The organism is Xenorhabdus cabanillasii (genome assembly GCF_003386665.1).
GTDB lineage: Bacteria > Pseudomonadota > Gammaproteobacteria > Enterobacterales > Enterobacteriaceae > Xenorhabdus > Xenorhabdus cabanillasii.
The window spans coordinates 4012637-4038697 of record NZ_QTUB01000001.1 but is presented as its reverse complement, the minus strand read 5'-3'; the positions used below and the strand labels follow the sequence as shown (position 1 = coordinate 4038697).

Genomic DNA, 26061 nt, shown 5'->3' with positions numbered 1-26061 from the left:
TATGGCAAAGAATTTATATCAGGTTGGTTAATCAAAACTGATTTTGCTACTGTTTTAGTAACTTTTTTCTCAATACTATTTTCTTAACAATTATTTTCTCAACAACTAGTTTCTTAACAACAACAAGCACAGGAATAGCATGCTCGATCCAAATATGCTGCGTAACGAGCTAGACGCAGTCGCCGAAAAACTGGCTCGCAGGGGTTATACCCTTGATGTGGAGACGGTGCGCAAACAAGAAGAGCGCCGTAAAGTTTTACAAGTTGAAACTGAAACCCTGCAAGCAGAACGTAATTCCCGATCGAAGGCTATTGGTGCAGCTAAAGCCCGTGGTGAAGATATTGAACCATTGCGCCAGGAAGTAAATCAATTGGGAGCAAAGCTAGATTCAGCAAAAGCTGAATTAGAAGCATTGCAGGCTGAGATCCGTGATCTCGCATTAGGCATGCCGAATGTTCCTGATGATTCTTCTCCTGACGGAAAAGATGATAGTGATAATGTGGAAATCAGCCGTTGGGGTGAACCACGTCAGTATGATTTTGAAGTGAAAGATCATGTATCGTTGGGTGAGTTAACTGATGGTCTTGATTTTGCCGCCGCAGTGAAATTAACAGGTGCGCGTTTTGTCGTGATGAAAGGGCAAATTGCCCGCCTGCATCGTGCATTGGCGCAGTTTATGCTGGATCTGCATACTGAACAACATGGCTATCTGGAAACTTATGTGCCTTATCTGGTTAACCATGACACGTTGTACGGTACAGGCCAGTTACCTAAGTTTGGTGAAGATTTGTTCCACACTAAGGCACTGGCAGAAGATTCCGGCAATAACTATGCACTGATCCCAACTGCGGAAGTACCTGTAACTAACTTAGTGCGTGGTGAGATTCTGGATGAGAGTGATCTTCCTCTGAGAATGACAGCGCATACACCTTGCTTCCGCTCAGAAGCGGGTTCTTATGGTCGCGATACTCGTGGTCTGATCCGTATGCACCAGTTTGATAAAATTGAGCTGGTTCAAATTGCTCATCCTGAAAAATCCATGGAAGCATTGGAAGAGCTGACAGGGCATGCAGAAAAAGTATTGCAGTTCCTGAAATTACCTTACCGTAAAATGTTGCTGTGTACCGGAGATATGGGCGCGAGTGCAAGAAAAACCTACGATTTGGAAGTTTGGTTACCTGCGCAGAATACTTATCGTGAAATTTCATCTTGCTCTAATATGTGGGATTTTCAGGCTCGTCGTATGCAGGCCCGTTTCCGCAGTAAAGATGACAAAAAAATCCAGTTAGTGCATACACTGAATGGCTCTGGTCTGGCTGTAGGGCGTACACTGGTTGCTGTAATGGAAAACTATCAGCAGGCAGATGGTCGTATTGAAGTTCCAGAAGTATTGCGTCCTTATATGAAAGGGCTGGAATATATTGGTTAATACCTTGTATTCTTAATAAAAAGCGCCATATCAGGCGCTTTTTTATCAACAATAAATTATGCTTTATCCTGGCCTATAAGATTTGTTCCCCTGTCGCCGCGACGCAACTTGAAATCCATTGGGTATGGAACTGATTGTAAAAATGAAAGCACCAAAAATAAGAATAATAAGATATATAAAAGAAAAATTACCAAAGAGAATTTCTTTTCTTTTGCATTAAGATTTATATTTTTATTACCGATTTTTTCTATTTATTTAGGTGATAAGTACTCAAGAAAAGTTAATTGCAAATTGGTCGCCATAACCTTTCAATAAAGTATTTAATTCATGCTCCATTGTATTCTGAGTCCAAGTGATAAAACGTCGCCAATGGTATTTGGCCTGTTTCCAGACGATCTCAATCAAATTCAGCTCTGGGCTGTAAGCGGGAAGATAGAATAAAAACATGTTGTGTTCTCGTAACCAGCCATTTCTGATTTGTTCTTCGATCCCGTGATGGATACGCGCATTATCCAACACTAAAAATGTCAGGCGGTTGTCCCCTTGTTTGGCGACCTGCTCTAAAAAATCAATCACGTCATCGCGCGTGATACTGCCTGACGTTGTCTGGTAAAACAGCGTGTTATCCGTGTAATTTAACGCCCCCAGAACTGACCGTCTGTCATGCTCTCGAGGCTCAGTTTTATGGGGCTTACCCCGTGGACTCCATCCATATTGCACCGGAGGAGACGCGGCAAAACCCGCCTCATCGAAATAGAGCAGACGGTAATGGCCTAACTGTGCTCCAGCCTTAATTTTATTCAGCAAGGCGGATTTTTTAGCAAACTCCGTTTCGTTACGCTTTTTTTAAGCGACAGTCGGGTTCGTTTATAGGTGAGCCCCTGCTTTTTCAGGGTATTTGCCAGCGTTTCAAGCGTACAAGGCAGGGCACCATGCTTTGCCTCAACGCACTGAGCTATCCGGGCGAGTGTCAGGGACTCTGCGCTGGCCGCTTCGACCGCAGTGGCAATCATGTCAGGCGTCATGGCGAGATACCGGCCTCCGGCATGACCACCTAATAATCCCGCTATCCCTGAATTGTGCCACATGTGAACCCAATTATAGATAACCCGGAGACTGCATCCGATTTCAGCGGTGATCTGGGACGGCTTGATCCCTCTGGCAAGCATGAGCAAACCCGTTCCTCGCGTACGAATGTCCCGATGTGGATGATTCAAAGCAAGTTGTTGCAATGTGATTCGTTCAGGCTCAGAAAGTATTATCTTCGATTTCATAAGAACAGGCAGAGAATCAGGTTATCGTGTTATCGATTGTAACAGTAATGCAGATAATTTATCTGATTAACTTAAGTTGGATAATTTAGGTTATTAACAAAGTGCTGACTTTGATATTCAGCACTTGTATTTATTTTTATTAAGTATTTATTAGATGATCAAGCTGGATTTTTGTTCTTCGCTGCTGTTTCCTTTTGACACATAAAAAATACTGCGGTATGTCGTATAATAAGTGATAAGATTCATAGGGATAGTTATAATCAGGCCCAATAATAAGGGTATCATGGAAGTAACTATCAGAATTCCCATTAGCAGGAAAAACAGAAAACCACCGAGTAAGTTTTTCTTCACAGCATTCAGGCTCATTGATACGGCTTCACCAAATTTCATATCATTAATGATAATCAATGCAGGAGCAAACCAAATAAATGCAAGGGCGACTATGCTGAAAATACAGAAGACAAAGATTGCCCATATGAGAGAAGGAATGCTATCCATTAATAGTACTGGATTTGGCTCCCCATATTGAGAGGCTAAAATCAGTTCTACTATACCAAAGCCTGCCACAAGGACAGCAGCGACAGCCCCAAGTATATAGATGCCCAGGTAAAGTGCACCAACGGCAACTAGTGTACCTAATTTATCTTTAAATCCATAAAATAATAAATCTATTTCAAAATTACCGGTAGTTCTTTGTTTTTCAGCAGCCGCGATAAAACCAGCAACAAATACTGAACCAAATAGATCACATACTAAATTTAGAAATGGAATAAAATTCAAGACTACCATGATAACTATATAGACTAACGTTAATAGTATCCATTGCATCGGGTTTGCTTTGAATATTTGCCATGCATTACCGATCCATTTTATTGCTGCTCCTGCTCCAACAGCCTGCCCTTCACGAATAAATACCTATTTTTCTTTAGTTAGGGATATGATTTTTCCCCCGGAATTGAAATTAATATCTAAGAGATTAATACATAATTCCTTTCCTATTTTGCCAAATAACTCTGCTTATATTTAAATCTTTCTTTTGCACTAACTAAAATTAATTCCCTTTTCATTGGTAATAAATAAAATCACTCTGCAGTTTAAATGGTATATTATCAGGAAATGATGTTTATCATATTGTTAAATGAGTTTCTTAGTACTTTTTTAATTAATGCATTCATGATGTGGATGTAATTAATTAAGGGAATAATAATTATTGGATGAAATTAAATTGTGTGAAAAGTACATCTGTATTTATAATATTGTAGCTTATTATAGAACGTTATCTGATAAAAAAATCGGGTTTAAATTACACAATATTTAAATGATAAAATGATTTTTTAGCGCAAAACTGGCTACAATTTATCATTGAACCAGTTGCTATTTATAATTATTTCTTTTGAGGGAGCAGGAAGGATATTGGATTCAATAAATTACATTATGCCCGTAGTTAGTCAGGATTCGTTGCACTCGTTCCATCGTCTCATTAGAAGGTGGTTTCACCCCTTCCAGCTTGTATTCTTCACCCATGGTAATCCACTTATGCTTTCCAAGCTCATGATAAGGCAATAATTCAATTTTCTCGATGTTCTTCATATCCCTGGTGAATTCTCCCAACATGTGGACAGATTTATCATCATCTGACCAGCCGGGTACAACTACATAGCGGATCCATGTTTTTTGATTGCGTTTTGCCAGATAACGGGCAAATTCGAGTGTTCGGTGATTGGAAACACCGACCAATTCTCGGTGAATATCATCGTCAAGCTGTTTTAGATCCAGCATCACTAAATCGGTATCATCCAGCAGCTCATCAATTACCAATTCATAGCGGCGAACAAAGCCATTGGTATCTAAACAAGTATGAATACCTTCTGCATGGCAGGCTCTGAACCAATCACGGACAAATTCAGCCTGAAGGATTGCTTCTCCACCTGAGGCTGTGACTCCGCCGTCTGAGGCATTCATAAAATGACGATAAGTTATTGCTTCCTTGATAAGCTCTTCGACAGTTACAGTTTTGCCGCAGTGTGTATCCCATGTATCGCGGTTATGGCAATAAAGACAACGCATCAGGCAGCCTTGAAAAAACGCGATGAAACGGATACCAGGGCCATCGACGGTTCCGCAAGATTCAAAAGAGTGGATACGGCCAAGTACGGACATGAAAGGGGTTCTCCAAAAACTGATTGGATGCTGAGAGAGTAAAGGCCCGAGTTGTACAGGGGCCTTGGAGTGTATGCCATTTTGCTCGATTAGAAAACTATGGCATTTTTGAGGTAACACGATGCTACTGATGAATATTTACATTGTTTGCGTAAATGTACGCGTAATTACATCCTGCTGCTGTTCTTTAGTCAGGGAATTGAAGCGTACCGCATAGCCAGATACACGGATCGTCAACTGAGGATATTTTTCAGGATTTTCCATTGCATCCATTAACATTTCACGATTCATTACGTTAACGTTTAGATGTTGACCACCTTCAATATGGGTTTCATGATGGAAGTAGCCATCCATCAGAGCCGCCAGATTCGTTTTGCGTGCTTCGTCATTTTTGCCCAGAGCATTAGGTACGATGGAGAAGGTATAAGAGATACCATCCTTCGCGTAAGCAAATGGTAGTTTAGCAACTGAGGTCAGTGAAGCAACCGCACCTTTTTGGTCACGACCGTGCATTGGGTTAGCACCCGGCCCGAATGGGGCACCTGCACGACGTCCATCAGGTGTGTTACCGGTTTTTTTGCCATAAACAACGTTAGAGGTAATGGTTAACACGGACTGAGTTGGTACTGCATTACGATAGGTCTGCAATTTCTGAATCTTCTTCATGAAGCGTTCAACCAAATCGCAGGCAATATCATCAACACGAGTATCATTATTACCAAACTGTGGATATTCACCTTCGATTTTGAAATCAATCGCCAGGCCATTCTCATCACGGATTGGTGATACTTTTGCATATTTGATCGCGGACAGAGAGTCTGCCGCCACAGACAAACCTGCAATACCACATGCCATAGTGCGGTGAACATCCCGATCATGCAGTGCCATTAAAGAGGCTTCATAGCTGTATTTATCATGCATATAGTGGATAATATTCAACGCTGTAACGTATTGTTTTGCCAGCCAGTCCATAAAGTGATCCATGCGTTCAATGACTTTGTTATAATCCAAAATGTCATCTTTAATGGGTTCTTCTTTCGGGCCAACCTGCATTTTCAGTTTTTCATCTACACCACCATTGATCGCATACAACATGGTTTTCGCCAGATTTGCACGGGCACCAAAGAACTGCATTTGTTTACCAACAACCATTGGGCTGACGCAACATGCAATGGCGTAATCATCGCTGTTGAAATCAGGGCGCATCAGATCATCATTTTCATACTGCAAGGATGAAGTATCGATAGACACTTTTGCTGCGTATTTTTTAAAGTTGATTGGTAGTTTTTCAGACCACAGAATGGTCATGTTAGGTTCCGGAGATGGCCCCATTGTGTACAGAGTGTTCAGGAAACGGAAACTGTTTTTAGTAACCAGGGTACGGCCATCCAGCCCCATGCCGGCTATTGATTCAGTAGCCCAAATCGGGTCACCGGAGAACAATTCATCGTATTCCGGAGTACGCAGGAAACGAACCATACGCAGTTTCATCACCAGATGGTCGATCAGCTCTTGTGCTTCTTGTTCAGTCAATTTGCCCGCTTGCAGGTCACGTTCAATGTAGATATCCAGAAAGCTGGATACACGGCCAAAAGACATTGCAGCTCCATTTTGAGATTTCACAGCAGCCAGATAGGCAAAATAAGTCCACTGTACAGCTTCCTTGGCTGTGGTCGCAGGGCCGGAAATATCGTAGCCATATTTAGCAGCCATTTCTTTGATTTGACCAAGAGCACGGTGCTGTTCTGAAATCTCTTCACGCAGGCGAATAGTTGCTTCCAGGTCTTCACCATTTTCCAGTTTTTCCTGCAATGAGGTGAATTGTGCATACTTTTCATCACGCAGGAAATCAATACCGTACAGTGTAACACGACGATAATCACCGATAATACGGCCACGACCATAAGCATCAGGCAAACCAGTTAGTACACCGGATTTACGACATTTCAGAATATCAGGAGTATAAACATCGAATACCCCCTGATTGTGGGTTTTACAATACTCACTAAAAATTTGTTTCAGTTGCGGATCCAGCTCTCGGTTGTATGCTTTGCAAGAGCCTTCAACCATTTTAATCCCACCAAATGGAATAATGGCACGTTTCAGAGGCGCTTCCGTTTGCAGACCAACGATTTGTTCCAGATCTTTTTCAATATAACCAGCATCATGAGAGATAATTGTAGACGCAACGTTAGTATCAAAATCAACCGGAGCATGGGTGCGGTTTTCGATTTTGATACCTTCCATGACTTTTTCCCACAAAATATCTGTCGCTTTTGTGGCGCCTGCAAGAAATGATTCATCACCTTCATACGGAGTGTAGTTTTTCTGAATGAAGTCACGAACATTGACTTCATTCTGCCAGCTACCTTCGTTAAAGCCTTGCCACGCTACAGAGAATTTTTGATTTAACTCGGACATGATACTTTTACCTTTTAACAGTAGAACTTGGAAATTGGGTGTGGAAGCAAATTAATGTTAATGTCAGCGTCGACCACGTAAATAAATGAACCAATAAGTCAACCCAACCAATATCGAACCACCAATGATGTTACCGATCGTAACTGGGAGCAGGTTATCAGTAATAAAATTTGAGACTGTCAGTTGGGGAAATTGCTCCGGTGTTGTTCCTACTTTTTCCCAGAATTCAGCGGGAGCGAACTCTTTAATAACAATTCCAAAAGGGATCAGAAACATGTTAGCAATGCTGTGTTCAAAGCCACTTGCGACGAACATACTAATCGGCAGAATTAATGCAAATAATTTATCAATAAGGCTGCGGCCTGCATAACTCATCCAGACAGCAAGACATACCATCAAATTAGCTAAAATGCCTAAGCACAGTGCTTCAATAAAGGTATGGTGCATTTTATGATCGGCTACCTGTAATACGTTCAGGCCCCAGAAACCATTGGCGACGGCATATTGGCCCGAATGCCACATTAAAGTGACAAAAAATAAAGTTCCAATCAGATTACCGATATAGACGTTAATCCAGTTTTTGAACATTTGTGACCAGGTAATACGACCCGTTGCTTTTGAAACAATAGTCAATACTGTGGAGGTGAAGAGATCGACACCAAATATTATTACTAACATTAAGCCCAGGGAGAAACAGATACCACCGGTCAATTTAGCCAAACCGTAAGGAATGGAAAAAGTTCCTGTTGTAGCCGTAATATAAAAGACAAAAGCAATGGAAATAAATACACCAGCCATGATTGCTGATAAATAAGTTATTACGAGCTGTTTATTGACTTTATATACACCACTATCATCAGCAATTTGTGCCATTACAGCAGGCGGATATAAATTAAAAGGGTTGTCAGTTTTCATACTAACACTCTCTTTATCCTTAATTAATTATAGCACGTGATGATAGTAACAAACGGGTATTGACCTGAATTTGACATGGATCATGTTAAATCGAAAGTCTGGTGAGTTATAGCTGTTGAAATAGCCTTTTTGAATATAATTTATTGATTTTTAAATAAAAAAATTTTTTAAAATTTATAAAAATATTTTACATGAAGAATTCTGAGGAAAATACAGAAAAAGTAAAATAACAGGTTAAATTGTCATTTATTTGTTATTTGAAAATAAATGTAATTTAACCTGAGTCTTACTTTTGCCAAAAAATTACTTTAATTTAACAGATTATTTATCCCTGTTTATTTATCCAAAAATTCCGTTTGGCTTTTTGTAATTTTTCATAAGCATTTAATAACGCCTGATGGGCTGGTAATGCTTTTAATTCTGAATCAACAGACCACAAGCCGTAGAAACAGTTTTTACCATCAATGGCTGAAGATGCAGCATCTACCGCTTTCTGACCATACATTTTGACAAAAGCCTGATGATATTGCCCTGGATCACGATCTTTTTCTTGGGTAAGCAATAGTAGGGTATGCAGGCAGCGATAATAATTTGCCCTTTCTGCTGTGAAGACAGAAGAATTGAAATCTTGTGTCCAGTCCACCCATATCAGAGCCTGCTCCAGATCATTACCTGCCAGTGCCAGCATGGATTTCAGCTCACCAAGACGCAAGTTGCTCCAGCCGTTATCTTTACCTGCTGCAATTCCTAATAATTCACGAACGCGGGTAAAATCATCCAGACCTTCTTCGTCTATTTGTTCAAGGAAGGCAAGGTATTCTTCCGGTTGCCACTGGCTATCAGGCAAGGACAGAATAGTGTCACGCAGGTGAGTTCCCATTGTATTATTGGCAATGTACAGATCTTCAACCGGGTAAATATCTGACATACCCGGTATCAGAATACGACAGGCATAAACACCAAGATGTCCATAATCAGCAATATAAACTTCTGCATCCAGTGAATTGAAAATGCCCATCAAGGTTGCGAATTCTTCTTCTGTTGTACCGCTGAAATCCCAATCAGCAAATTCATAATCAGCATCTTGTTTGAACAGATCCCAGCTAATTGCGCCGCTTGAATCAATAAAGTGAGTTTCCAGATTTGTGTGTTCAGAAACTTCTTCATCATCGAAACTTGGTGGTGTAAAGACATCAAGATCTTTCAGACTGCGGCCTTGTAAAAGTTCTGTCACGGTACGTTCTAATGCAACACCGAAATCAGGGTGAGCACCAAAAGAGGCAAAACATGTGCCGTTGTTGGGGTTGAACAGTACAACGCAGATCACCGGGAATTGACCGCCCAAAGAAGCATCATAGCAATAAAGTGGGAAACCTTCTTCCTGCAATTTATTGACTGATGCAACAACACCGGGATAGCGATCCATCACAATTTGTGGAATTTCAGGCAAACTAATGCATTCTGCGATAATGCGGTTTTTCACATAGCGCTCGAATACTTCGGATAGCCCCTGAACACGAGCTTCGTTTACGCTATTACCCGCCGACATACCGTTTGAAACATACAGATTCCCAACGATATTCATCGGAATATAAACGGTTTCATTATCGGACTGACGAGTGAATGGCAATGCGCAGATCCCACGTTCTTCATTACCGGATTGTAAATCAATCAACTGACTGCCACAAAGTTCGTTGTCAGGATTGTAAAAACGGTGCAAATGTTCGTCCAGAATACCTTCTGGCAAGGAATCATCTTCCGGCAGAGGGAACCACTTTTCGTTTGGATAATGAACAAATTCGCTTTTGGCAATCGTATTTCCAAGATAAAAATCAGCGAAAAAATAATTTGTCGATAGACGCTCAAAGTATTCACCTAATGCAGAGGCTAATGCTGCTTTTTTACTGGCTCCCTTGCCGTTAGTAAAACACAATGGACAATCACGATCGCGGATATGCACTGACCAGACATTCGGAACAGGATTTAGCCATGAGGCTTCTTCAATATTAAAGCCAAGAGAGTCCAGTTTATGCTGGAATTTATTAATTGAATCTTCCAGTGCGGCATCTTTGCCTGGAATATAGGTTTGCGTCATCGTTTATTCACTTCGATTTCTGTTAAGAATTGCATATCATACGGAGTTTTTTTTGTCTCCTCTATTTAATTCCAAAAATTATTGTTAATTAGAGTTTATTTATTTCTCTTATACATACTAAAATAGCTTTTTTTACAAGAGGTTGAATAATGAAAAAGATCAAAAAAACAACAGTGGCCAGTTTTCTGGCTTTAGTCAGTGGTTCTGCGTTTGCTTTGCCAAACATTACTGTGTTAGCAACAGGTGGCACAATTGCTGGGGGTGGTGAATCTGCAACTCAGTCTAGTTATACTGCGGGTAAAGTCGGTATTGATTCATTGCTGAATGCTGTTCCCGCCATCAAAAATATTGCTGATCTGAAAGGGGAGCAGGTTGTTAGCATTGGTTCACAGGACATGAACGATCAAGTCTGGCTGACTCTGGCGAAAAAGATCAATGCTGATTGTGATAAAACCGACGGTTTTGTAATCACTCACGGTACTGACACTATGGAAGAAACTGCTTACTTCCTTGACCTGACTACTCAGTGCCATAAACCAATAGTAATGGTTGGAGCAATGCGTCCATCAACTGCTCTGGGGGCTGACGGTCCATTGAACCTCTATAATGCAGTAGCTGTAGCAGCAGATAAAAATTCCGCAAACCGTGGTGTCTTGCTAGCTATGAATGACTCTGTTATTCATGGTCGTGATATCAGCAAATTGAGCACCACTGAAGTTCAGGCATTCCAGGCAGTAAATGCGGGTTCCCAGGGTTTTATTCATAACGGTAAAGTTAACTACTACTCTGTTGCACCAGTAAGAGCTGATAAAGCTGTTTTTGATGTCAGCAAACTGGACGAATTGCCAAAAGTAGGTATCGTTTACAACTACTCGAATGCTTCTGATTTGCCAGCAAAAGCATTTGTGGAAAATGGTTATAAAGGGATTATCAGTGCGGGTGTAGGTAACGGTAATATCTATAAATCCATTTTGGACACACTGGCTCAAGCAGCTAAAGATGGCGTTGTAGTTGTTCGCTCCAGCCGTATTCCTTTCGGTTACACTACTCAGAATGCTGAAGTTAATGACAGCAAATATGGTTTTGTAGCATCAGAACGTTTGAACCCGCAGAAAGCACGTGTTCTTCTGCAACTGGCTCTGACTGAAACTTCTGATCCAGTAAAAATTCAGGAAATGTTTTCTAAATATTAATTCCTGCTCCAGGCAGAAAGACGTTTAAAAACGTCTTTCTGTATTGTGTAAAATATAAACTCTACGCTATGACAAAAAACCTATTTGTTTCCAGTAAGTAAGATAACGTTTTAGAAGATCTCTATCCATTGGTGTGTATATAACAGGTGTTTCTAATGCTGATTCTGTATTTTTTGCATCATATGTTGGCATATTTTCGTACACTTCCCAGCGTGTAAACTCACCATAAACTTTTTCAGATAACATCGGCAGTAATGGTAGCAGCGGGTTATCTGTCAATTTTTGATCTGTTTCTAATTTTTTTAGCCACTCAGAATAATGCATGTCTTTGAGGTGATAACCACACTGATTAATTAATTCAAAAAATGGATTTAAATCGACAGATTGTTTATTGTCAGGTGAAATTAGATGATAAGCTTTTCCCAGGTTGCGGTTATTACGAGAGATATCAAGTAAGAGTTGGCTGACATAATTAACGGGAACGAATTCTTTTCGTTGATTGGCTAATAGTGGATAAGCTTTGATCATTATACAGCCTTTGATCATCCTGGAAACAAAATCGTTGGGGTTACTTACTCCGGTCAGGCTATCTCCCATGATAAAGCCAGAACGATATACCGCAAGAGGTATTCCTCTGTTTCTGGCCTGCCATATTATCTGTTCAACAACCCACTGACTTTGTGAATATCCTGAATCATATTTTAAGTGTGTCAAGTAAGGGGTTATATCGTCATCTTCATATATTCTGGATACAGGAGAGAAAAGGCCGACGGGGCCAAAAACAGAAAGAGTAGATACATAATGTAAGGGCTTTGTTTTTTTGCTGACAGCAAAGCGTAATACATTCAATGTTCCCAAAATATTGTCAGAATAATGCGTAGAGTAAGGCTGAATATAATTTACATGTGCAGCCAAATGAAAAATAACATCACATTCCGTAGAGAGTTGGTCATAAATTTGTTGGCTCAGGGCTAATTGAGGTTTGATAAGATCACTGGCAACAACTTGCAATCGTGAGAGAAATTCTTCTTTCCATAGGCCATATTGATTCAGATTTTTCTTAACTCGCAGTAGGGCAGTTTCATTATTGTCTGCACGTACCAGACAAATAACCTTATTAATTTCTGTTTGTAACAACAGGTCACGCAGGAAAAACGCGCCTAAAAACCCGGTTGCTCCGGTTAATAATACCCGTCCTGTGTCTAAATTGAGCCACGGTTGGGGTGATTGAGATAATGGCTGAATATCTGAAGGGAGTATGCCATCTTTAAGCATAATAGTGCATAAATCAGCGAGGTCGTTCTTGTTTTGTTGTAAGCTTGTTACTAATTTTCTTGGTGTGGATGATTCATATAAGAGTTGAACGGGTAAAGCTCGCTGCATCTTATCCCCGATTTCAATAATAAGTCTGGCTGCTTGTAATGAATTACCGCCTAACTGGAAGAAATCGCTATCTAACGTAATATCGTAATTATCTAAGATTTGACTCCAAATATTCAAAATGATCAATTCCTCTTCGCTCATTTCAGTATTTAATTGAGACAGAAATTGTTGTTTTTGGTTCTTCAAATATTCCTCTAGCAAACGGGCTCTATCCATTTTACCATTTAGGGTAAGAGGAATATTTTCAACAACGACAAGCCGGGGGTGCATATAATCAGGTAAATGATGACTCACACATTGAGTGAGTGTTTGTCTGGAGAAAGTTTCCGATTCTTTAGGAATGATAAAAGCAATTAAGTAGGGTTCTGTATTCTCTTTTTTTACTACGCATACAGCCGCTGATTGTAGTAGTTGGCTTTTCAATAGCTGAGTTTCTACCTCTTCAATTTCGATACGATGTCCGCGTATTTTTATCTGATTATCTATCCGTCCTGCATACATATAAATACCATCAGAACGTTGCCAGCCTAAATCACCGGTTCTGTATGTTCTTTTTAATTGGTTATTTTTCTCAACGTCAATCATCATGAAACGTTGAGCGTTAATTTCTGGACGATTCCAATAACCACGGGCTAAACCCTCGCCTGCAAGATATATCTCACCTATTTGATTTGGCGCAACAGGTTGTTGTTGGTCATCTAAAATATAGATATCAGCATTAGCAATTGGCTTTCCTATTGGTACATTGTCTTCTGTTAATTCGTCTAACGTGGCTTCATAGGTTAGGGCCATGATGGTACTTTCAGTGGGGCCATAGCAGTTTATGAAATGTTGGGGGGGAGTGAATTGTAAAACTTGGCGTAAAACATGTGGATTTAGAGTTTCACCACCTACGAGAAGGTAACGTAAGTGACGAAATGCATTAGGACATGTTTGAGCAGTTAAGTGGAATAAAGTGGCCGTCATAATTAGGCAACTCACAGAGAACTTTTCTAAAGTGACTTTAAATAGATATGGATCAATAATTATTTTTTTTGGAATAACAACTATTGAAGCTCCATTTAATAAAGTTATCCAGATTTCGAACAGATAAACATCAAATGTAGGGTTACAAATAGAGGCCATTATATCAGTAGCAGTTAAATTGATATCAGTTGGATTAACAACGAAGCGAAGAATACCGCGAGCTTCAATTTCAACTGCTTTGGGGGTTCCAGTAGTTCCAGAAGTGAATAAAATATGGGAACGATGGTTTTTTCCTCTATAAATATTAGGAAGATCTTCAGTTTTTGAGATTTCCAATATATTTTGATTAATAATAACGAAATCTGTTGGTAAGGTGCGATCTTGATATTGGTGAGTTGTTAATGTCAGATTTATTTGCAAATCTTGTAACATAAAACATAGCCTGTTATCAGGCACGGCAGGATCGAGAGGAACACAACTTCCACCTGCCATTAGAATAGCAACTTGACTAATGACTTGTTCGATTCCGGGTTCCAGTAAAATAGCGACGGGAGTTTCATATTTCACACCCAGATTATATAAGTGAAATGCCAATGATCGTGCTTGATGGACTAATTCTCGGTAACTGATTGTACGTTCTTCTGTAATTATTGCATGGTGGTCAGGATTTTCTGAAGTTTTTTGTATAAGAATATTAATTAAATCACAGTCAGTAGGATGTGTTGATTTACTTTCGAAATTATGGAGAGTAGTATTTATCATTGTATGAATCATGATTATTCCTTTCGCAAATAATTAATGATTGTCTTTATTTATATGGTTATATAACAGTGGGATTATTATTTTTTACTGTATCAATAGTTGAAAAAAAAATAATTTAAGTCGAATGGCTTTGAAAGATATTACACATAATTTGATATTCATGTTTTTATTAATTAATATGAATTCAAATAATGAAAATAGAATTATTAATCGGAAGTAATTAGTTTTTTATTGGGCAGATTAATATTTTGACTACAAGCAGCATGACCTAATCACAAGTTAACAAGAATCTGGTAATAACCATTGCAGAGGCAGAGCGGGAGTGATAAAACCAATGCGTCCGATTTTTATTGTATCCATCAATGATAGGGTGAGTTAATGAGTCAGGTATATAATTTCAGTGCTGGCCCAGCTATGTTGCCAGCAGAAGTATTACGTCGTGCGGAACAAGAACTTTGCAACTGGCATGGACTGGGAACGTCGGTTATGGAGATCAGTCATCGCAGCAAAGAATTTATTGCTGTTGCAGCTGAAGCAGAAAAAGATCTCCGGGATTTATTATCGATACCTGATAATTATAAGGTGCTATTTTGCCATGGTGGTGCCCGAGGTCAGTTTTCAGCATTACCATTGAATTTACTTGGTAATAAAACGTCAGCAGATTATATCGTTGGTGGTTATTGGGCTGAAAGTGCGGCTAAAGACGCAGAAAAATATTGTACACCTAATGTCATTAATATTCTGACTGAAGCAGATGGTATTAAAAGTGTAAAGCCAATGAGTGAATGGGCTTTAAGTAGGGATGCTGCTTATGTTCATTATTGCCCTAATGAAACCATTGATGGCATTGCGATTTTTGAAGAGCCGGATTTTGGCGATGATAAGATTGTAGTTGCCGATTATTCTTCAACCATTCTTTCTGCACCAATTGATGTAAGCCGCTATGGTGTTATTTATGCGGGTGCTCAGAAAAACATCGGGCCGGCAGGGATTACGTCCGTGATTATCCGTGAAGATTTGTTGGGTAGAGCACATCAGCACACCCCATCCATTCTGGACTATACCGTACAGGCTAATTATGACTCTATGTATAACACGCCACCAACATTTGCATGGTATCTCTCTGGTATGGTGTTCAAGTGGTTGAAAGAACAAGGTGGTTTGCAGGAGATCAAAAAACGTAATTATGCAAAAGCTGAAAGCCTGTATCAGGCTATTGATAACAGTAACCTGTATATCAACCGTGTTGCATCGCAAAACCGCTCTATCATGAATGTGCCATTCCAGTTGGCAAATCCGGCTCTGGATGGCAAATTTCTGGAAGAAGCCTATGCACAAGGATTACATGCTTTGAAAGGGCATAAAGTCGCGGGAGGGGCCAGAGCTTCAATCTATAACGCGATGCCGTATGAAGGTGTTCAGGCATTGGTCGAATTTATGGCTGATTTTGAGCGCCGCAACGCGTAATAATTTTATTATCGGGTCGGGAGGAATAAAACCTCCCGATATGAATCCATCTCATCAATTAAAAATACAACGTGTTACCAACCGGAGAGCCCGCTGTTTATGCAATCCCTGACGTTACAACCTATATCCTGCATTAATGGAACTATTAATTTACCCGGTTCCAAAAGTGTGTCCAACCGCGCATTATTACTTGCTGCGTTTGCTAAAGGGACAACTTATCTGACCAATTTATTAGATAGTGATGATATTTGCCATATGCTTAATGCGTTGACAGAATTGGGTATTTCCTATCGTTTGTCAGATGATAGAACTGCCTGTGAAGTGGATGGCATTGGCGGAATTATAACCGGTAAAAATGGACTGGAACTATTCTTGGGAAATGCGGGAACAGCAATGCGCCCATTGGCTGCTGCATTATGTCTGGGGCATAACGATGTCATTCTGACTGGTGAACCGCGAATGAAAGAACGTCCCATCGGTCATTTAGTGGATGCTTTACGTCAAGGCGGGGCTCAAATAGATTATCTTGAACAAGAAAATTACCCTCCGTTGCGTATCAAAGGCGGTTTTCTTGGTGGAAAAGTTGTTGTAGATGGCAGTGTTTCCAGTCAATTTCTGACTGCTTTATTAATGGCAGCACCTTTGGCATTGAGTGACACCGAAATTCATATTCAAGGAGCTCTGGTTTCTAAACCTTACATTGATATTACACTGGCATTGATGGGCAGTTTTGGTGTGGTAGTGGAAAACGATCAATATCAGGTTTTTCGTGTTAAGGGACAACAGCAATATCAATCACCGGGGCATTATCTGGTTGAAGGTGATGCTTCATCTGCATCTTATTTTCTTGCTGCTGCTGCGATTAAAGGTGGCACAGTTCGCGTTACAGGTATTGGCAAAAACAGCTTGCAGGGTGATACGAAATTCGCAAATGTGTTGGAGAAAATGGGCGCGACCATACGTTGGGGCAATGATTTTGTAGAATGCGAGCGTGGCTCATTGATTGGTATCGATATGGACATGAATGCGATTCCTGATGCTGCTATGACCATCGCGATAACTGCACTGTTTGCCAAAGGTGAAACCACTATTCGTAATATTTATAACTGGCGGGTAAAAGAAACTGATCGCCTTAATGCTATGGCGACTGAGCTGCGTAAAGTTGGTGCTGAAATAGAAGAAGGGCATGATTACATACGCATTGTTCCACCGGAAAAACTAAGGTTTGCTGAGATTGAAACCTACAACGATCATCGCATTGCGATGTGTTTTTCATTAGTTGCTTTTTCGGATACCCCAGTGACTATCCTTGATCCCGGCTGTACAGCGAAAACATTCCCTGATTATTTCAAACAACTTGAATCCATCAGCTATACCCAATAAATTTCGGGCTGTATCGTGGCGGCCGAAATAAAGAGTATATATTCATGGCTAAATTTGTTGATTAATTATGATGTATTTATTCCACTCATCTTCCGAGTAGGTATAATAAGGCATGTTTTTACTGCTTGCTAATTGAGCAATTTTTTGCATCCGTGGTTGATCCGTTTGTCATGTTGGAAAACGATGTGGAAAGCGCTATGCAAAGCCAAAAAGGAGGAAAATGAATGACAGCAATAGCCCCAGTAATTACCGTTGATGGGCCAAGTGGTGCAGGCAAGGGAACATTATGTCAGGCACTGGCTGAAGCATTGGATTGGCAATTGCTTGATTCAGGCGCCATTTATCGTGTGCTGGCACTGGCTGCCATCCACCATCAAGTGAATATCCAGTCTGAAGATTCACTGGTTCCTCTGGCTGCAAATCTGGATGTTCGTTTTGTTCCTGCAAACGGCAAACTCAGAGTGATTCTTGAAGGTGAAGATGTCAGTAATGAAATCCGTACAGAAACTGTAGGTAATACCGCTTCTCAGGCGGCAACATTCCCGCGTGTCCGTGAAGCATTGCTACGTCGGCAACGGGCTTTTCGTGTTGCTCCGGGCTTGATTGCTGATGGTCGTGATATGGGAACTGTTGTCTTCCCTGATGCGCCAGTAAAGATTTTTCTTGATGCCAGTGCGGAAGAGCGTGCTCGCAGGCGTATGTTGCAGTTGCAGGAAAAAGGTTTTAGTGTTAACTTTGAAAGCCTTTTGTCCGAGATACAAGAGCGCGATTTCCGCGATCGCAATCGGGCAGTTGCGCCACTAGTGCCTGCACAGGATGCATTGATCCTAGATTCGACCAATATATCTATCGAAGAGGTGATCGGTAAGGCACTGAGTTATGCGAAAAATACGTTAACATTATCTGTTTAGATTGCCTCTTTTTGCATATTATACTATTGCAACGGCACATCAAGACGATGTATATAGAATTCTGGTATGCGGGTAGTGAAATATACTGGCATACCAAAACACCTTGTAACAAGGAATGTTGCGGGGTATGTAAAACAACCCCATTCGGCTGGAAGCTAGATGGACGTTAATTTAAAACCTTGAAGATCATTAAAATGACAGAATCTTTTGCTCAACTCTTTGAAGAATCCCTACAGGCTATCGAAACTCGTCCAGGTGCAATCGTACGTGGCGTTGTCGTTGCTATCGATAAAGACGTTGTATTGGTTGATGCAGGTCTGAAATCAGAATCTGCTATTCCTGTAGAGCAATTCAAAAATGCTCAGGGCGAGCTGGAAATCCAAGTTGGCGATGAAATTGACGTAGCTCTGGATGCGGTAGAAGATGGTTTCGGTGAAACTATCCTGTCTCGTGAAAAAGCGAAACGTCACGAAGCATGGCTGATGCTGGAAAAAGCATACGAAGAAGCTGAAACTGTTACCGGTATTATCAACGGTAAAGTAAAAGGCGGCTTCACTGTAGAACTGAACGGTATCCGTGCATTCCTGCCAGGTTCACTGGTTGACGTTCGTCCAGTTCGTGATACTGCTCACCTTGAAGGCAAAGAGCTTGAGTTCAAAGTCATCAAGCTGGATCAAAAACGCAACAACGTAGTTGTTTCCCGTCGTGCGGTTATCGAATCTGAAAACAGCGCAGAGCGTGATCAGCTGCTGGAAAACCTGCAAGAAGGCATGGAAGTTAAAGGTATCGTTAAGAACCTGACTGACTACGGTGCATTCGTTGATCTGGGCGGTGTTGATGGCCTGCTGCACATTACTGATATGGCTTGGAAACGTGTTAAACACCCAAGCGAAATCGTCAATGTGGGCGATGAAATCACAGTTAAGGTACTGAAGTTCGATCGTGAGCGTACTCGCGTATCTCTGGGTCTGAAACAATTGGGTGAAGATCCATGGGTAGCAATCGCTAAACGTTATCCAGAAAGTACTAAACTGACTGGTCGCGTAACTAACCTGACTGACTACGGCTGTTTCGTTGAAATCGAAGAAGGCGTTGAAGGTCTGGTACACGTTTCAGAAATGGACTGGACTAATAAAAATATCCACCCATCTAAAGTTGTTAACGTTGGTGATGTTGTGGAAGTTATGGTTCTGGATATCGATGAAGAACGTCGTCGTATCTCCCTGGGTCTGAAACAGTGTAAAGCTAACCCTTGGCAGCAATTTGCTGAAACTCACAACAAAAACGACCGTGTTGAAGGTAAAATCAAGTCAATCACTGATTTTGGTATCTTCATTGGTCTGGATGGCGGTATTGACGGCCTGGTTCACTTGTCTGACATCTCCTGGAACGTTGCAGGTGAAGAAGCAGTTCGTGAATACAAAAAAGGCGACGAAATTGCTGCTGTAGTTCTGCAAGTAGATGCAGAGCGTGAGCGTATCTCTCTGGGTATCAAGCAACTGGCAGAAGATCCATTCAATAACTACCTGTCTGTAAATAAGAAAGGTGCTATTGTTAATGGTAAAGTAACTGCAGTTGACGCAAAAGGTGCTACAGTTGAATTAGCTAACGGCGTTGAAGGTTACCTGCGTGCATCAGAAGCTTCTCGTGACCGCGTTGAAGATGCAACTCAAGTTCTGAACGTTGGCGATGAAATCGAAGCCAAATATGTTGGTGTTGACCGCAAAAACCGCGTAATCAACCTGTCTGTTCGTGCGAAAGACGAAGCTGATGAAAAAGATGCTATCGCTTCTGTGAACAAGCAAGAAGATGTGAACTTTGCTAACAACGCAATGGCTGAAGCTTTCAAAGCAGCTAAGGGCGAATAATCTAAGTCAATAACGGCGGGTAATATTTTCTATACGATAATATTACCCGAATACGGTAGTTTAGGGAGGTACCATGACCAAGTCTGAGTTAATTGAAAGACTTGCTGAGCAACAATCTCATATGCCGGCTAAAGCCGTTGAAGATGCAGTGAAAGAAATGCTTGATCATATGGCAGAAACACTGGCCTCCGGTGAACGTATTGAAGTTCGCGGGTTCGGCAGCTTTTCTCTTCACTACCGAGCTCCGCGTGTGGGTCGTAATCCAAAAACGGGTGATAAAGTCGAACTGGATGGTAAATACGTTCCTCACTTTAAACCCGGTAAAGAATTACGTGACCGCGTGAATATCTATAGCAACAGCTAAGATAGAAGTTATTACTTAATTGCTACGGCACCTTTGGGTGCCGTTCTTTTTATTTACCATTTTTTGATTAAATTTATTATTGCGATGAATTTCACATTTTTCTGCTAACTATCTCTTCTTCTGAAATTAATTTGCGAAACACTTTCAGAATAAATTTCAACTGACTGGCGGTATTACATATCATCAAATAGTCTTCTCTGCGTGAATGGAATTTCAATACAGAGGCATAAATGGATGCAGCAGACTATTTTGTTTCTCTCCACTGCTTTTTTATCTATTTTACGAAAATTATTTTTGAAAATATTTCGAAAGCTACTTTGTCGGGAATCTTTTTGGAAAAAACCTTTACCGATTATCAACTTAAACCAGGCTGCTGCGGTTATTATTCTGGGAACAGTTCCCCTTTTAATATTTGGTGAATTACCTCAATATGCAGAACTCCTCGCTTTAGCGGGTGTGGCAATAGTTTTATGGTTTATTCCCTATAAAATAAGTCGTCTTATTTCACTGATATTATGGGTATTGATTTGGGGGAGCTGGCATGGTCATAATATCTTGACTCAAATGATATATTTCAGTGAAACAACTCGATCAGCAACCGTTATAGTTGATAGTGCATCGTTGAATGAAGCAGATAGAGAAGAGAAAACACGTTATAGAATCAAATTGATTGAAAGTGACGGGAAATATATTGTTCCCGGCCTTTATGCATCAGTATTATGGAATTCTTCAATACCATTATGTGCAGGCCAAAAATGGCAGGTCACAATGAAACTCAGGCCTGTTCATGCCCAATTGAATCAGGGGGGTTATGATATCCAACGATATGCCTTGTCAATCCGTCAGCCTCTTAATGGCAAAATCATCAAGGCGAATTTATTGAATGATAATTGTAGTTTCAGACAAAAACTAATCAATGAACTAGCACCTGAAATACAATCTCTGAAACAGGCTGGTATTACTTTGGCATTATTGTTTGGTGAAAGAGCATGGTTAGATAAACAAACCCGGTTATTGCTACAACAAACAGGAATTGCGCATTTAATGGCGATTTCAGGGCTACATATTACAATAGCCAGTTTATTTGGCTGGGGTTTTGCCAGAGGGTTCCAGCTTTGTTTCCCTGCAAAATGGATTGGATTCCGTTTTCCGCTCCTTATGGGATGGTTGACTGCAATGTTGTATGGCTGGCTTTCTGGATGGGGGATCCCGGCAATTCGGGCAATGCTAGGATTGACACTTTGGATATATTTACGATGCAGAAATTATTTTTGTTTTTCGTGGCAGTGGGCTTTATGGAGCGCTGCGCTGATTTTACTTTTTGATCCACTGGCGATACTTTCTGATAGTTTTTGGCTTTCGTTTTTTGCAGTAATGGCGTTGCTGTTTTGGTTTCACTGGATGCCTTTGCCTGAAAAAATTCGTTATGGCTGGCGGTGGGGTTGGCTACGTGGATTGCATATGCAATCGGGAATGATGTTAATGTTATTACCGTTGCAGCTTTTACTATTTCAAGGAATTAATATTGCTTCATTGATTGCGAATTTATGGGCTGTCCCGATAATCTCTTTTCTGACAGTTCCATTGATCATGTTGACATTGTTGAGCGCCTTATTACCTTTGGACCAACTTATCCAACCATTTTTATGGCAATTAGTTGATTACACTATCTCATTTGCGTTAATACCTCTGCCTGTTCTTACCCACTCATGGACTGAAACGGGGCATATTCCTTTTTTCATTACTTTTGCCAGTTGGTTTTTCGTTATTGCCTGGAGACTTGGCTGGTGGAAATCCTATGCAGTGCTGTTATGTGCTTCTGTTGGAGCCACTCTCTGTTATTTTAAACGTGATGATGAATTCCAGTGGCGTTTTTCAATGCTGGATGTTGGGCATGGCTTGTCTGTTGTCATTGATAAAGGTGGAAAGGCTATTCTATTCGATACAGGAAACCGTTGGGAAACAGGAAGTATGGCAGAAAAAGTGATCCAGCCTTATTTACGTTGGCATCGGTTAACTCCTGAACAGATTATTCTGAGCCATGATCATCTGGATCACACTGGAGGAGTCGAGTATTTGCGTGAAAAATATCCAAACATTCAAATTCGAAGTTCTTCTATTGGTGGTCATGCACATTTACCCTGTATTCGTGGTGAAAAATGGATATGGCAGGAATTAACTTTTCAGGTTATCTGGCCTTTGGAAAAAGCAGAAAATGTGGGGAATAATCAATCTTGTGTCATCCGTATTGATGATGGTAAACATAGCTTATTGTTAACGGGGGACTTGGAAAAACAGGGAGAATATCGTTTACTGGGTCTCGAAAGGGAAAACCTTAATGCAACATTCTTGCAAGTCCCTCATCATGGGAGTAATACCTCATCTACCACTGCATTTATACACAGAGTCAGGTCAGAATATGCTTTGGTTTCGGTTGCACGTTATAGCCCCTGGAAGCTCCCTTCAATGAAAGTCAGGCAGCGTTATAAAAATGCTAAAATTCAATGGTATAGTACCGCTTTTTCAGGCCAGATTACCGGTTATATTTATCACGATCACATTAAACTTGAGGGATATAGACAACAGTTAATATCACGGTGGTATCATCAGTGGTTTGGTATTCGCGGTGATCATGAGTAGAATAAGCCGCTATTTCTTTTGGTTTTGGTAACTCAATAATGAATGATAAAGACCTTTCTACCTGGCAGACCTTTCGCCGCCTGTGGCCGATCATCACACCATTTAAGGTTGGGCTGTTGGTTGCGGCTGTTGCGCTAGTTATAAATGCTGCCGGCGATACATTGATGCTTTCCTTGTTAAAGCCTTTGCTGGATGAGGGGTTTGGCAAGGCAGACATGAGTGTATTGAAGTGGATGCCACTGGTGGTCATTGGGTTGATGCTTTTGCGTGGTATATCTGGGTTTGTATCAAGTTATTGTATATCTTGGGTATCCGGCAAAGTCGTCATGCAAATGCGCCGTCGTTTGTTCAATCATATGATGGGCATGCCAGTCTCCTTTTTTGACCAACAATCTACGGGGACATTACTTTCTCGTATTACCTATGATTCAGAACAAGTTGCTTCTTCTTCTTCCGGCGCTTTAGTTACAGTTGTCAGGGAAGGAGCATCAATCATCGGGCTGTTTGTCCTGATGTTCTATTACAGTTGGGAACTGTCCTTAATCCTGATTGTTATTGCTCCAATTGTTGCGGGTGTTATCCGCCTTGTGTCTGTACGTTTTCGCCGTATCAGTAAAAACATGCAAAATAGTATGGGAATGGTGACAACAAGTGCAGAGCAAATGCTGAAAGGGCACAAAGAAGTTTTGATCTTCGGTGGCCAGAAAGTTGAAACAGAACGTTTTAATAAAGTTAGTAACCATATGCGTCAGCAGGGAATGAAAATGGTTTCCGCTGATTCCATCTCAGACCCAATTATCCAGCTTATCGCTTCATTTGCATTGGCATTTATCCTGTATGCTGCCAGCTTCCCTGAAATTATGGGCGCACTGACAGCAGGTAAGATTACAGTAGTATTCTCATCTATGATCGCTCTAATGCGTCCACTGAAATCTCTGACCAATGTTAACGCACAATTCCAGCGTGGTATGGCTGCTTGTCAGACTTTGTTTGCGATTCTGGATATGGAGCAGGAAAAAGATGAAGGTAAGCTGGAAATTAAAAAAGCGAAAGGCGATATCGAATTCCGTGATGTTACTTTCTGCTATCCAACCAAAGATCATCCTGCTCTGAAAAATATTTCCATGACAATCCCGGCAGGTAAAACCATTGCTTTGGTTGGGCGCTCTGGCTCAGGAAAATCAACGATTGCTAATCTTCTTACCCGTTTTTATGACGTCAGTGAAGGCAGTATCTTGCTTGATGGTCATGATCTGCGTGAGTACACACTGTCTTCTTTACGTAACCAGATAGCGTTAGTATCACAAAATGTTCATTTGTTCAATGATACCGTAGCTAACAACATTGCTTATGCCAGTGAAGGTCAGTTCAGCCGTGCAGAAATTGAACGTGCGGCAGAGATGGCTTACGCAATGGACTTTATCAAAAAATTGGATAATGGTCTTGATACCATGATTGGTGAAAATGGAGTCTTACTTTCTGGTGGGCAGCGTCAACGTATTGCTATCGCCCGTGCTTTACTGCGTGATTCTCCGATTTTGATTCTGGACGAAGCCACTTCAGCACTGGATACGGAATCTGAGCGTGCCATTCAGGCAGCATTGGATGAATTGCAGAAAAACAGAACGTCCCTGGTAATTGCTCACCGTCTTTCTACTATTGAAAATGCTGATGAAATTATTGTCATTGAAGATGGTAACATTATCGAAAGAGGCAGCCATACAACTCTGTTGGAGAAAGAAAGTGCATATGCTCAATTACATCGGATGCAATTTGGTCAATGATTGAACGCATCTGGTCCAGCCGTTCATGGCTTTACATCCTATTATTGCCACTATCAGCCCTTTATGGGCTGATAAGCGGTTTGCGCAAGTTAGGCTACAAAACTGGATTGTTTCGTTCCTGGAAAGCCTCTGTTCCTGTTGTTGTGGTAGGTAACTTAACCGCCGGAGGCAATGGTAAGACACCTGTGGTTATTTGGTTAGTTGAGCAGTTACAACAGAAAGGTTACCGGGTTGGTGTTGTCTCTCGTGGTTATGGCGGAAAATCTGGGCATTACCCATTACTGGTAACGGATGAAGTGACTACCGCACAAGCGGGGGATGAGCCGGTTTTAATTCAGCGTCGTACTGGTGTGCCAGTGGCCGTTGCTCCAAAACGCGCCGATGCTGTCAAAGAATTATTGGCGCATTTCCCCGTTGATATTGTTATCACTGACGATGGCCTCCAGCATTATGCTTTGCAGCGTGATTATGAACTCGTTGTTATTGATGGAATTCGCCGTTTTGGTAATGGTTGCTGGCTGCCGGCAGGGCCGATGCGGGAACTTTCAGGCCGCTTAAATACCGTCAATACCATTATTGTTAATGGAGGAACACCAGAAACAGGTGAGCTGCCCATGACATTAAAAGGTGAAGTTGTAGTCAATCTGCTGACGGGAGAATCCCGAAAAGTCAGTGATATTCCCAATGGTGTGGCGATGGCAGGAATTGGTCATCCACCGCGTTTTTTTGCTACATTGCAGCAACTGGGTGTAAATCTGCAAGCAACTCATGCGTTTGCTGATCATCAATTCTATGAGAAAGCACAATTATTGGCTTTAGCCAATAATGAACAGAATCTGTTAATGACAGAAAAAGATGCCGTCAAATGTTCTCAGTTTGCACAGCCTAATTGGTGGTATTTACCGGTTTCTGCCTATTTGCCGGAGGAGCAAGGGCAAAAAATGTTAGGCGATATTTGTGCCTTGATCCCTGAATAGAACAACAGAGTTAACGGTGAGGCATCGCTTGTGGTATTCTGAGCCGCATTAAACTTCAAGCCCGTCATT

The 26061-nt window shown here is 41.1% G+C and carries 18 protein-coding genes; 10 read left to right on the top strand and 8 right to left on the bottom strand.

Translation table 11 applies throughout. The features are described 5' to 3' along the window. Window positions 1–139: 139 nt before the first annotated feature. A complete protein-coding gene (serS, locus tag BDD26_RS18170) occupies window positions 140–1429 on the top strand; it encodes a serine--tRNA ligase (RefSeq protein WP_115827350.1) in 1290 nt (429 codons plus the stop codon). Between the two features lie 270 nt (window positions 1430–1699). On the opposite strand, the gene BDD26_RS18165 is transcribed toward serS, so the two are convergent. The 7 genes from BDD26_RS18165 to ycaO all read right to left on the bottom strand — a co-directional run bounded on the left by BDD26_RS18165 (window position 1700) and on the right by ycaO (window position 10294). Then, window positions 1700–2236: an IS630 family transposase gene (locus BDD26_RS18165; RefSeq protein WP_084766466.1), complete on the bottom strand. Its 537-nt coding sequence runs from the start codon at window positions 2234–2236 to the stop codon at window positions 1700–1702. Then, a complete protein-coding gene (locus BDD26_RS18160; protein ID WP_051502334.1) occupies window positions 2230–2703 on the bottom strand; it encodes a helix-turn-helix domain-containing protein in 474 nt (157 codons plus the stop codon). The genes BDD26_RS18165 and BDD26_RS18160 overlap by 7 nt, the downstream gene beginning before the upstream one ends. A 150-nt stretch (window positions 2704–2853) precedes the next feature. After that, complete coding sequence (locus BDD26_RS18155) at window positions 2854–3576, bottom strand: BPSS1780 family membrane protein (protein ID WP_280524545.1); 723 nt, start codon at window positions 3574–3576, stop codon at window positions 2854–2856. A gap of 546 nt (window positions 3577–4122) precedes the next feature. Then, entirely contained in the window at window positions 4123–4863 is a 741-nt protein-coding gene (gene pflA, locus BDD26_RS18150; protein ID WP_115827349.1) for a pyruvate formate lyase 1-activating protein, read from the bottom strand. Window positions 4864–5001: 138 nt separating this feature from the next. Further along, window positions 5002–7284 carry a formate C-acetyltransferase gene (pflB, locus tag BDD26_RS18145; protein ID WP_115827348.1) on the bottom strand — a complete coding sequence of 761 codons (2283 nt, stop codon included), beginning with the start codon at window positions 7282–7284 and terminating at the stop codon, window positions 5002–5004. A 63-nt stretch (window positions 7285–7347) separates the two neighbouring features. Further along, window positions 7348–8199: a formate transporter FocA gene (gene focA, locus BDD26_RS18140; protein ID WP_115827347.1), complete on the bottom strand. Its 852-nt coding sequence runs from the start codon at window positions 8197–8199 to the stop codon at window positions 7348–7350. A 325-nt stretch (window positions 8200–8524) separates the two neighbouring features. Beyond that, window positions 8525–10294, bottom strand: a complete 1770-nt coding sequence (gene ycaO, locus BDD26_RS18135) for a 30S ribosomal protein S12 methylthiotransferase accessory factor YcaO (protein WP_038269274.1) — start codon at window positions 10292–10294, stop codon at window positions 8525–8527. Between the two features lie 149 nt (window positions 10295–10443). Between ycaO and ansB the strand changes: the two genes are divergently transcribed. Next, entirely contained in the window at window positions 10444–11487 is a 1044-nt protein-coding gene (gene ansB, locus BDD26_RS18130; RefSeq protein ID WP_115827346.1) for an L-asparaginase 2, read from the top strand. Between the two features lie 66 nt (window positions 11488–11553). Here ansB and BDD26_RS18125 read toward each other — a convergent pair whose 3' ends face one another. Further along, window positions 11554–14610, bottom strand: a complete 3057-nt coding sequence (locus BDD26_RS18125; RefSeq protein ID WP_115827345.1) for a non-ribosomal peptide synthetase — start codon at window positions 14608–14610, stop codon at window positions 11554–11556. 366 nt (window positions 14611–14976) lie between these two features. Here BDD26_RS18125 and serC point away from each other — a divergent pair, with 366 nt between their 5' ends. The 8 genes from serC (at window position 14977) to lpxK (ending at window position 25992) form a co-directional block, all read left to right on the top strand. Next, window positions 14977–16065, top strand: a complete 1089-nt coding sequence (gene serC, locus BDD26_RS18120) for a 3-phosphoserine/phosphohydroxythreonine transaminase (protein WP_038269277.1) — start codon at window positions 14977–14979, stop codon at window positions 16063–16065. Between the two features lie 99 nt (window positions 16066–16164). After that, entirely contained in the window at window positions 16165–17448 is a 1284-nt protein-coding gene (aroA, locus tag BDD26_RS18115) for a 3-phosphoshikimate 1-carboxyvinyltransferase (protein WP_115827344.1), read from the top strand. A 224-nt stretch (window positions 17449–17672) separates the two neighbouring features. Further along, window positions 17673–18359 carry a (d)CMP kinase gene (gene cmk, locus BDD26_RS18110; protein WP_038269279.1) on the top strand — a complete coding sequence of 229 codons (687 nt, stop codon included), beginning with the start codon at window positions 17673–17675 and terminating at the stop codon, window positions 18357–18359. Window positions 18360–18553: 194 nt separating this feature from the next. Beyond that, a complete protein-coding gene (rpsA, locus tag BDD26_RS18105) occupies window positions 18554–20227 on the top strand; it encodes a 30S ribosomal protein S1 (protein ID WP_038269280.1) in 1674 nt (557 codons plus the stop codon). A 73-nt stretch (window positions 20228–20300) separates the two neighbouring features. Beyond that, entirely contained in the window at window positions 20301–20591 is a 291-nt protein-coding gene (ihfB, locus tag BDD26_RS18100) for an integration host factor subunit beta (RefSeq protein ID WP_038269281.1), read from the top strand. Window positions 20592–20825: 234 nt separating this feature from the next. Continuing rightward, window positions 20826–23231, top strand: a complete 2406-nt coding sequence (locus BDD26_RS18095; RefSeq protein ID WP_115827343.1) for a ComEC family protein — start codon at window positions 20826–20828, stop codon at window positions 23229–23231. Window positions 23232–23266: 35 nt separating this feature from the next. Continuing rightward, window positions 23267–25015: a lipid A ABC transporter ATP-binding protein/permease MsbA gene (gene msbA / locus BDD26_RS18090; RefSeq protein ID WP_115827342.1), complete on the top strand. Its 1749-nt coding sequence runs from the start codon at window positions 23267–23269 to the stop codon at window positions 25013–25015. Continuing rightward, window positions 25012–25992: a tetraacyldisaccharide 4'-kinase gene (gene lpxK, locus BDD26_RS18085; protein WP_115827341.1), complete on the top strand. Its 981-nt coding sequence runs from the start codon at window positions 25012–25014 to the stop codon at window positions 25990–25992. Before msbA ends, lpxK begins: the two co-directional genes overlap by 4 nt. Window positions 25993–26061 lie beyond the last annotated feature (69 nt).

Excerpts from the sequence above, each read along its gene's own strand:
- BDD26_RS18160 (WP_051502334.1), bottom strand. The coding sequence starts at position 2,703 with ATGAAATCGAAGATAATACTTTCTGAGCCTGAACGAATCACATTGCAA.
- pflA (WP_115827349.1), bottom strand. The coding sequence starts at position 4,863 with ATGTCCGTACTTGGCCGTATCCACTCTTTTGAATCTTGCGGAACCGTC.
- cmk (WP_038269279.1), top strand. The coding sequence starts at position 17,673 with ATGACAGCAATAGCCCCAGTAATTACCGTTGATGGGCCAAGTGGTGCA.
- ihfB (WP_038269281.1), top strand. The coding sequence starts at position 20,301 with ATGACCAAGTCTGAGTTAATTGAAAGACTTGCTGAGCAACAATCTCAT.
- rpsA (WP_038269280.1), top strand. The coding sequence starts at position 18,554 with ATGACAGAATCTTTTGCTCAACTCTTTGAAGAATCCCTACAGGCTATC.
- lpxK (WP_115827341.1), top strand. The coding sequence starts at position 25,012 with ATGATTGAACGCATCTGGTCCAGCCGTTCATGGCTTTACATCCTATTA.
- BDD26_RS18095 (WP_115827343.1), top strand. The coding sequence starts at position 20,826 with ATGCAGCAGACTATTTTGTTTCTCTCCACTGCTTTTTTATCTATTTTA.
- aroA (WP_115827344.1), top strand. The coding sequence starts at position 16,165 with ATGCAATCCCTGACGTTACAACCTATATCCTGCATTAATGGAACTATT.
- serS (WP_115827350.1), top strand. The coding sequence starts at position 140 with ATGCTCGATCCAAATATGCTGCGTAACGAGCTAGACGCAGTCGCCGAA.
- serC (WP_038269277.1), top strand. The coding sequence starts at position 14,977 with ATGAGTCAGGTATATAATTTCAGTGCTGGCCCAGCTATGTTGCCAGCA.
- BDD26_RS18125 (WP_115827345.1), bottom strand. The coding sequence starts at position 14,610 with ATGATTCATACAATGATAAATACTACTCTCCATAATTTCGAAAGTAAA.
- ansB (WP_115827346.1), top strand. The coding sequence starts at position 10,444 with ATGAAAAAGATCAAAAAAACAACAGTGGCCAGTTTTCTGGCTTTAGTC.
- ycaO (WP_038269274.1), bottom strand. The coding sequence starts at position 10,294 with ATGACGCAAACCTATATTCCAGGCAAAGATGCCGCACTGGAAGATTCA.
- pflB (WP_115827348.1), bottom strand. The coding sequence starts at position 7,284 with ATGTCCGAGTTAAATCAAAAATTCTCTGTAGCGTGGCAAGGCTTTAAC.
- focA (WP_115827347.1), bottom strand. The coding sequence starts at position 8,199 with ATGAAAACTGACAACCCTTTTAATTTATATCCGCCTGCTGTAATGGCA.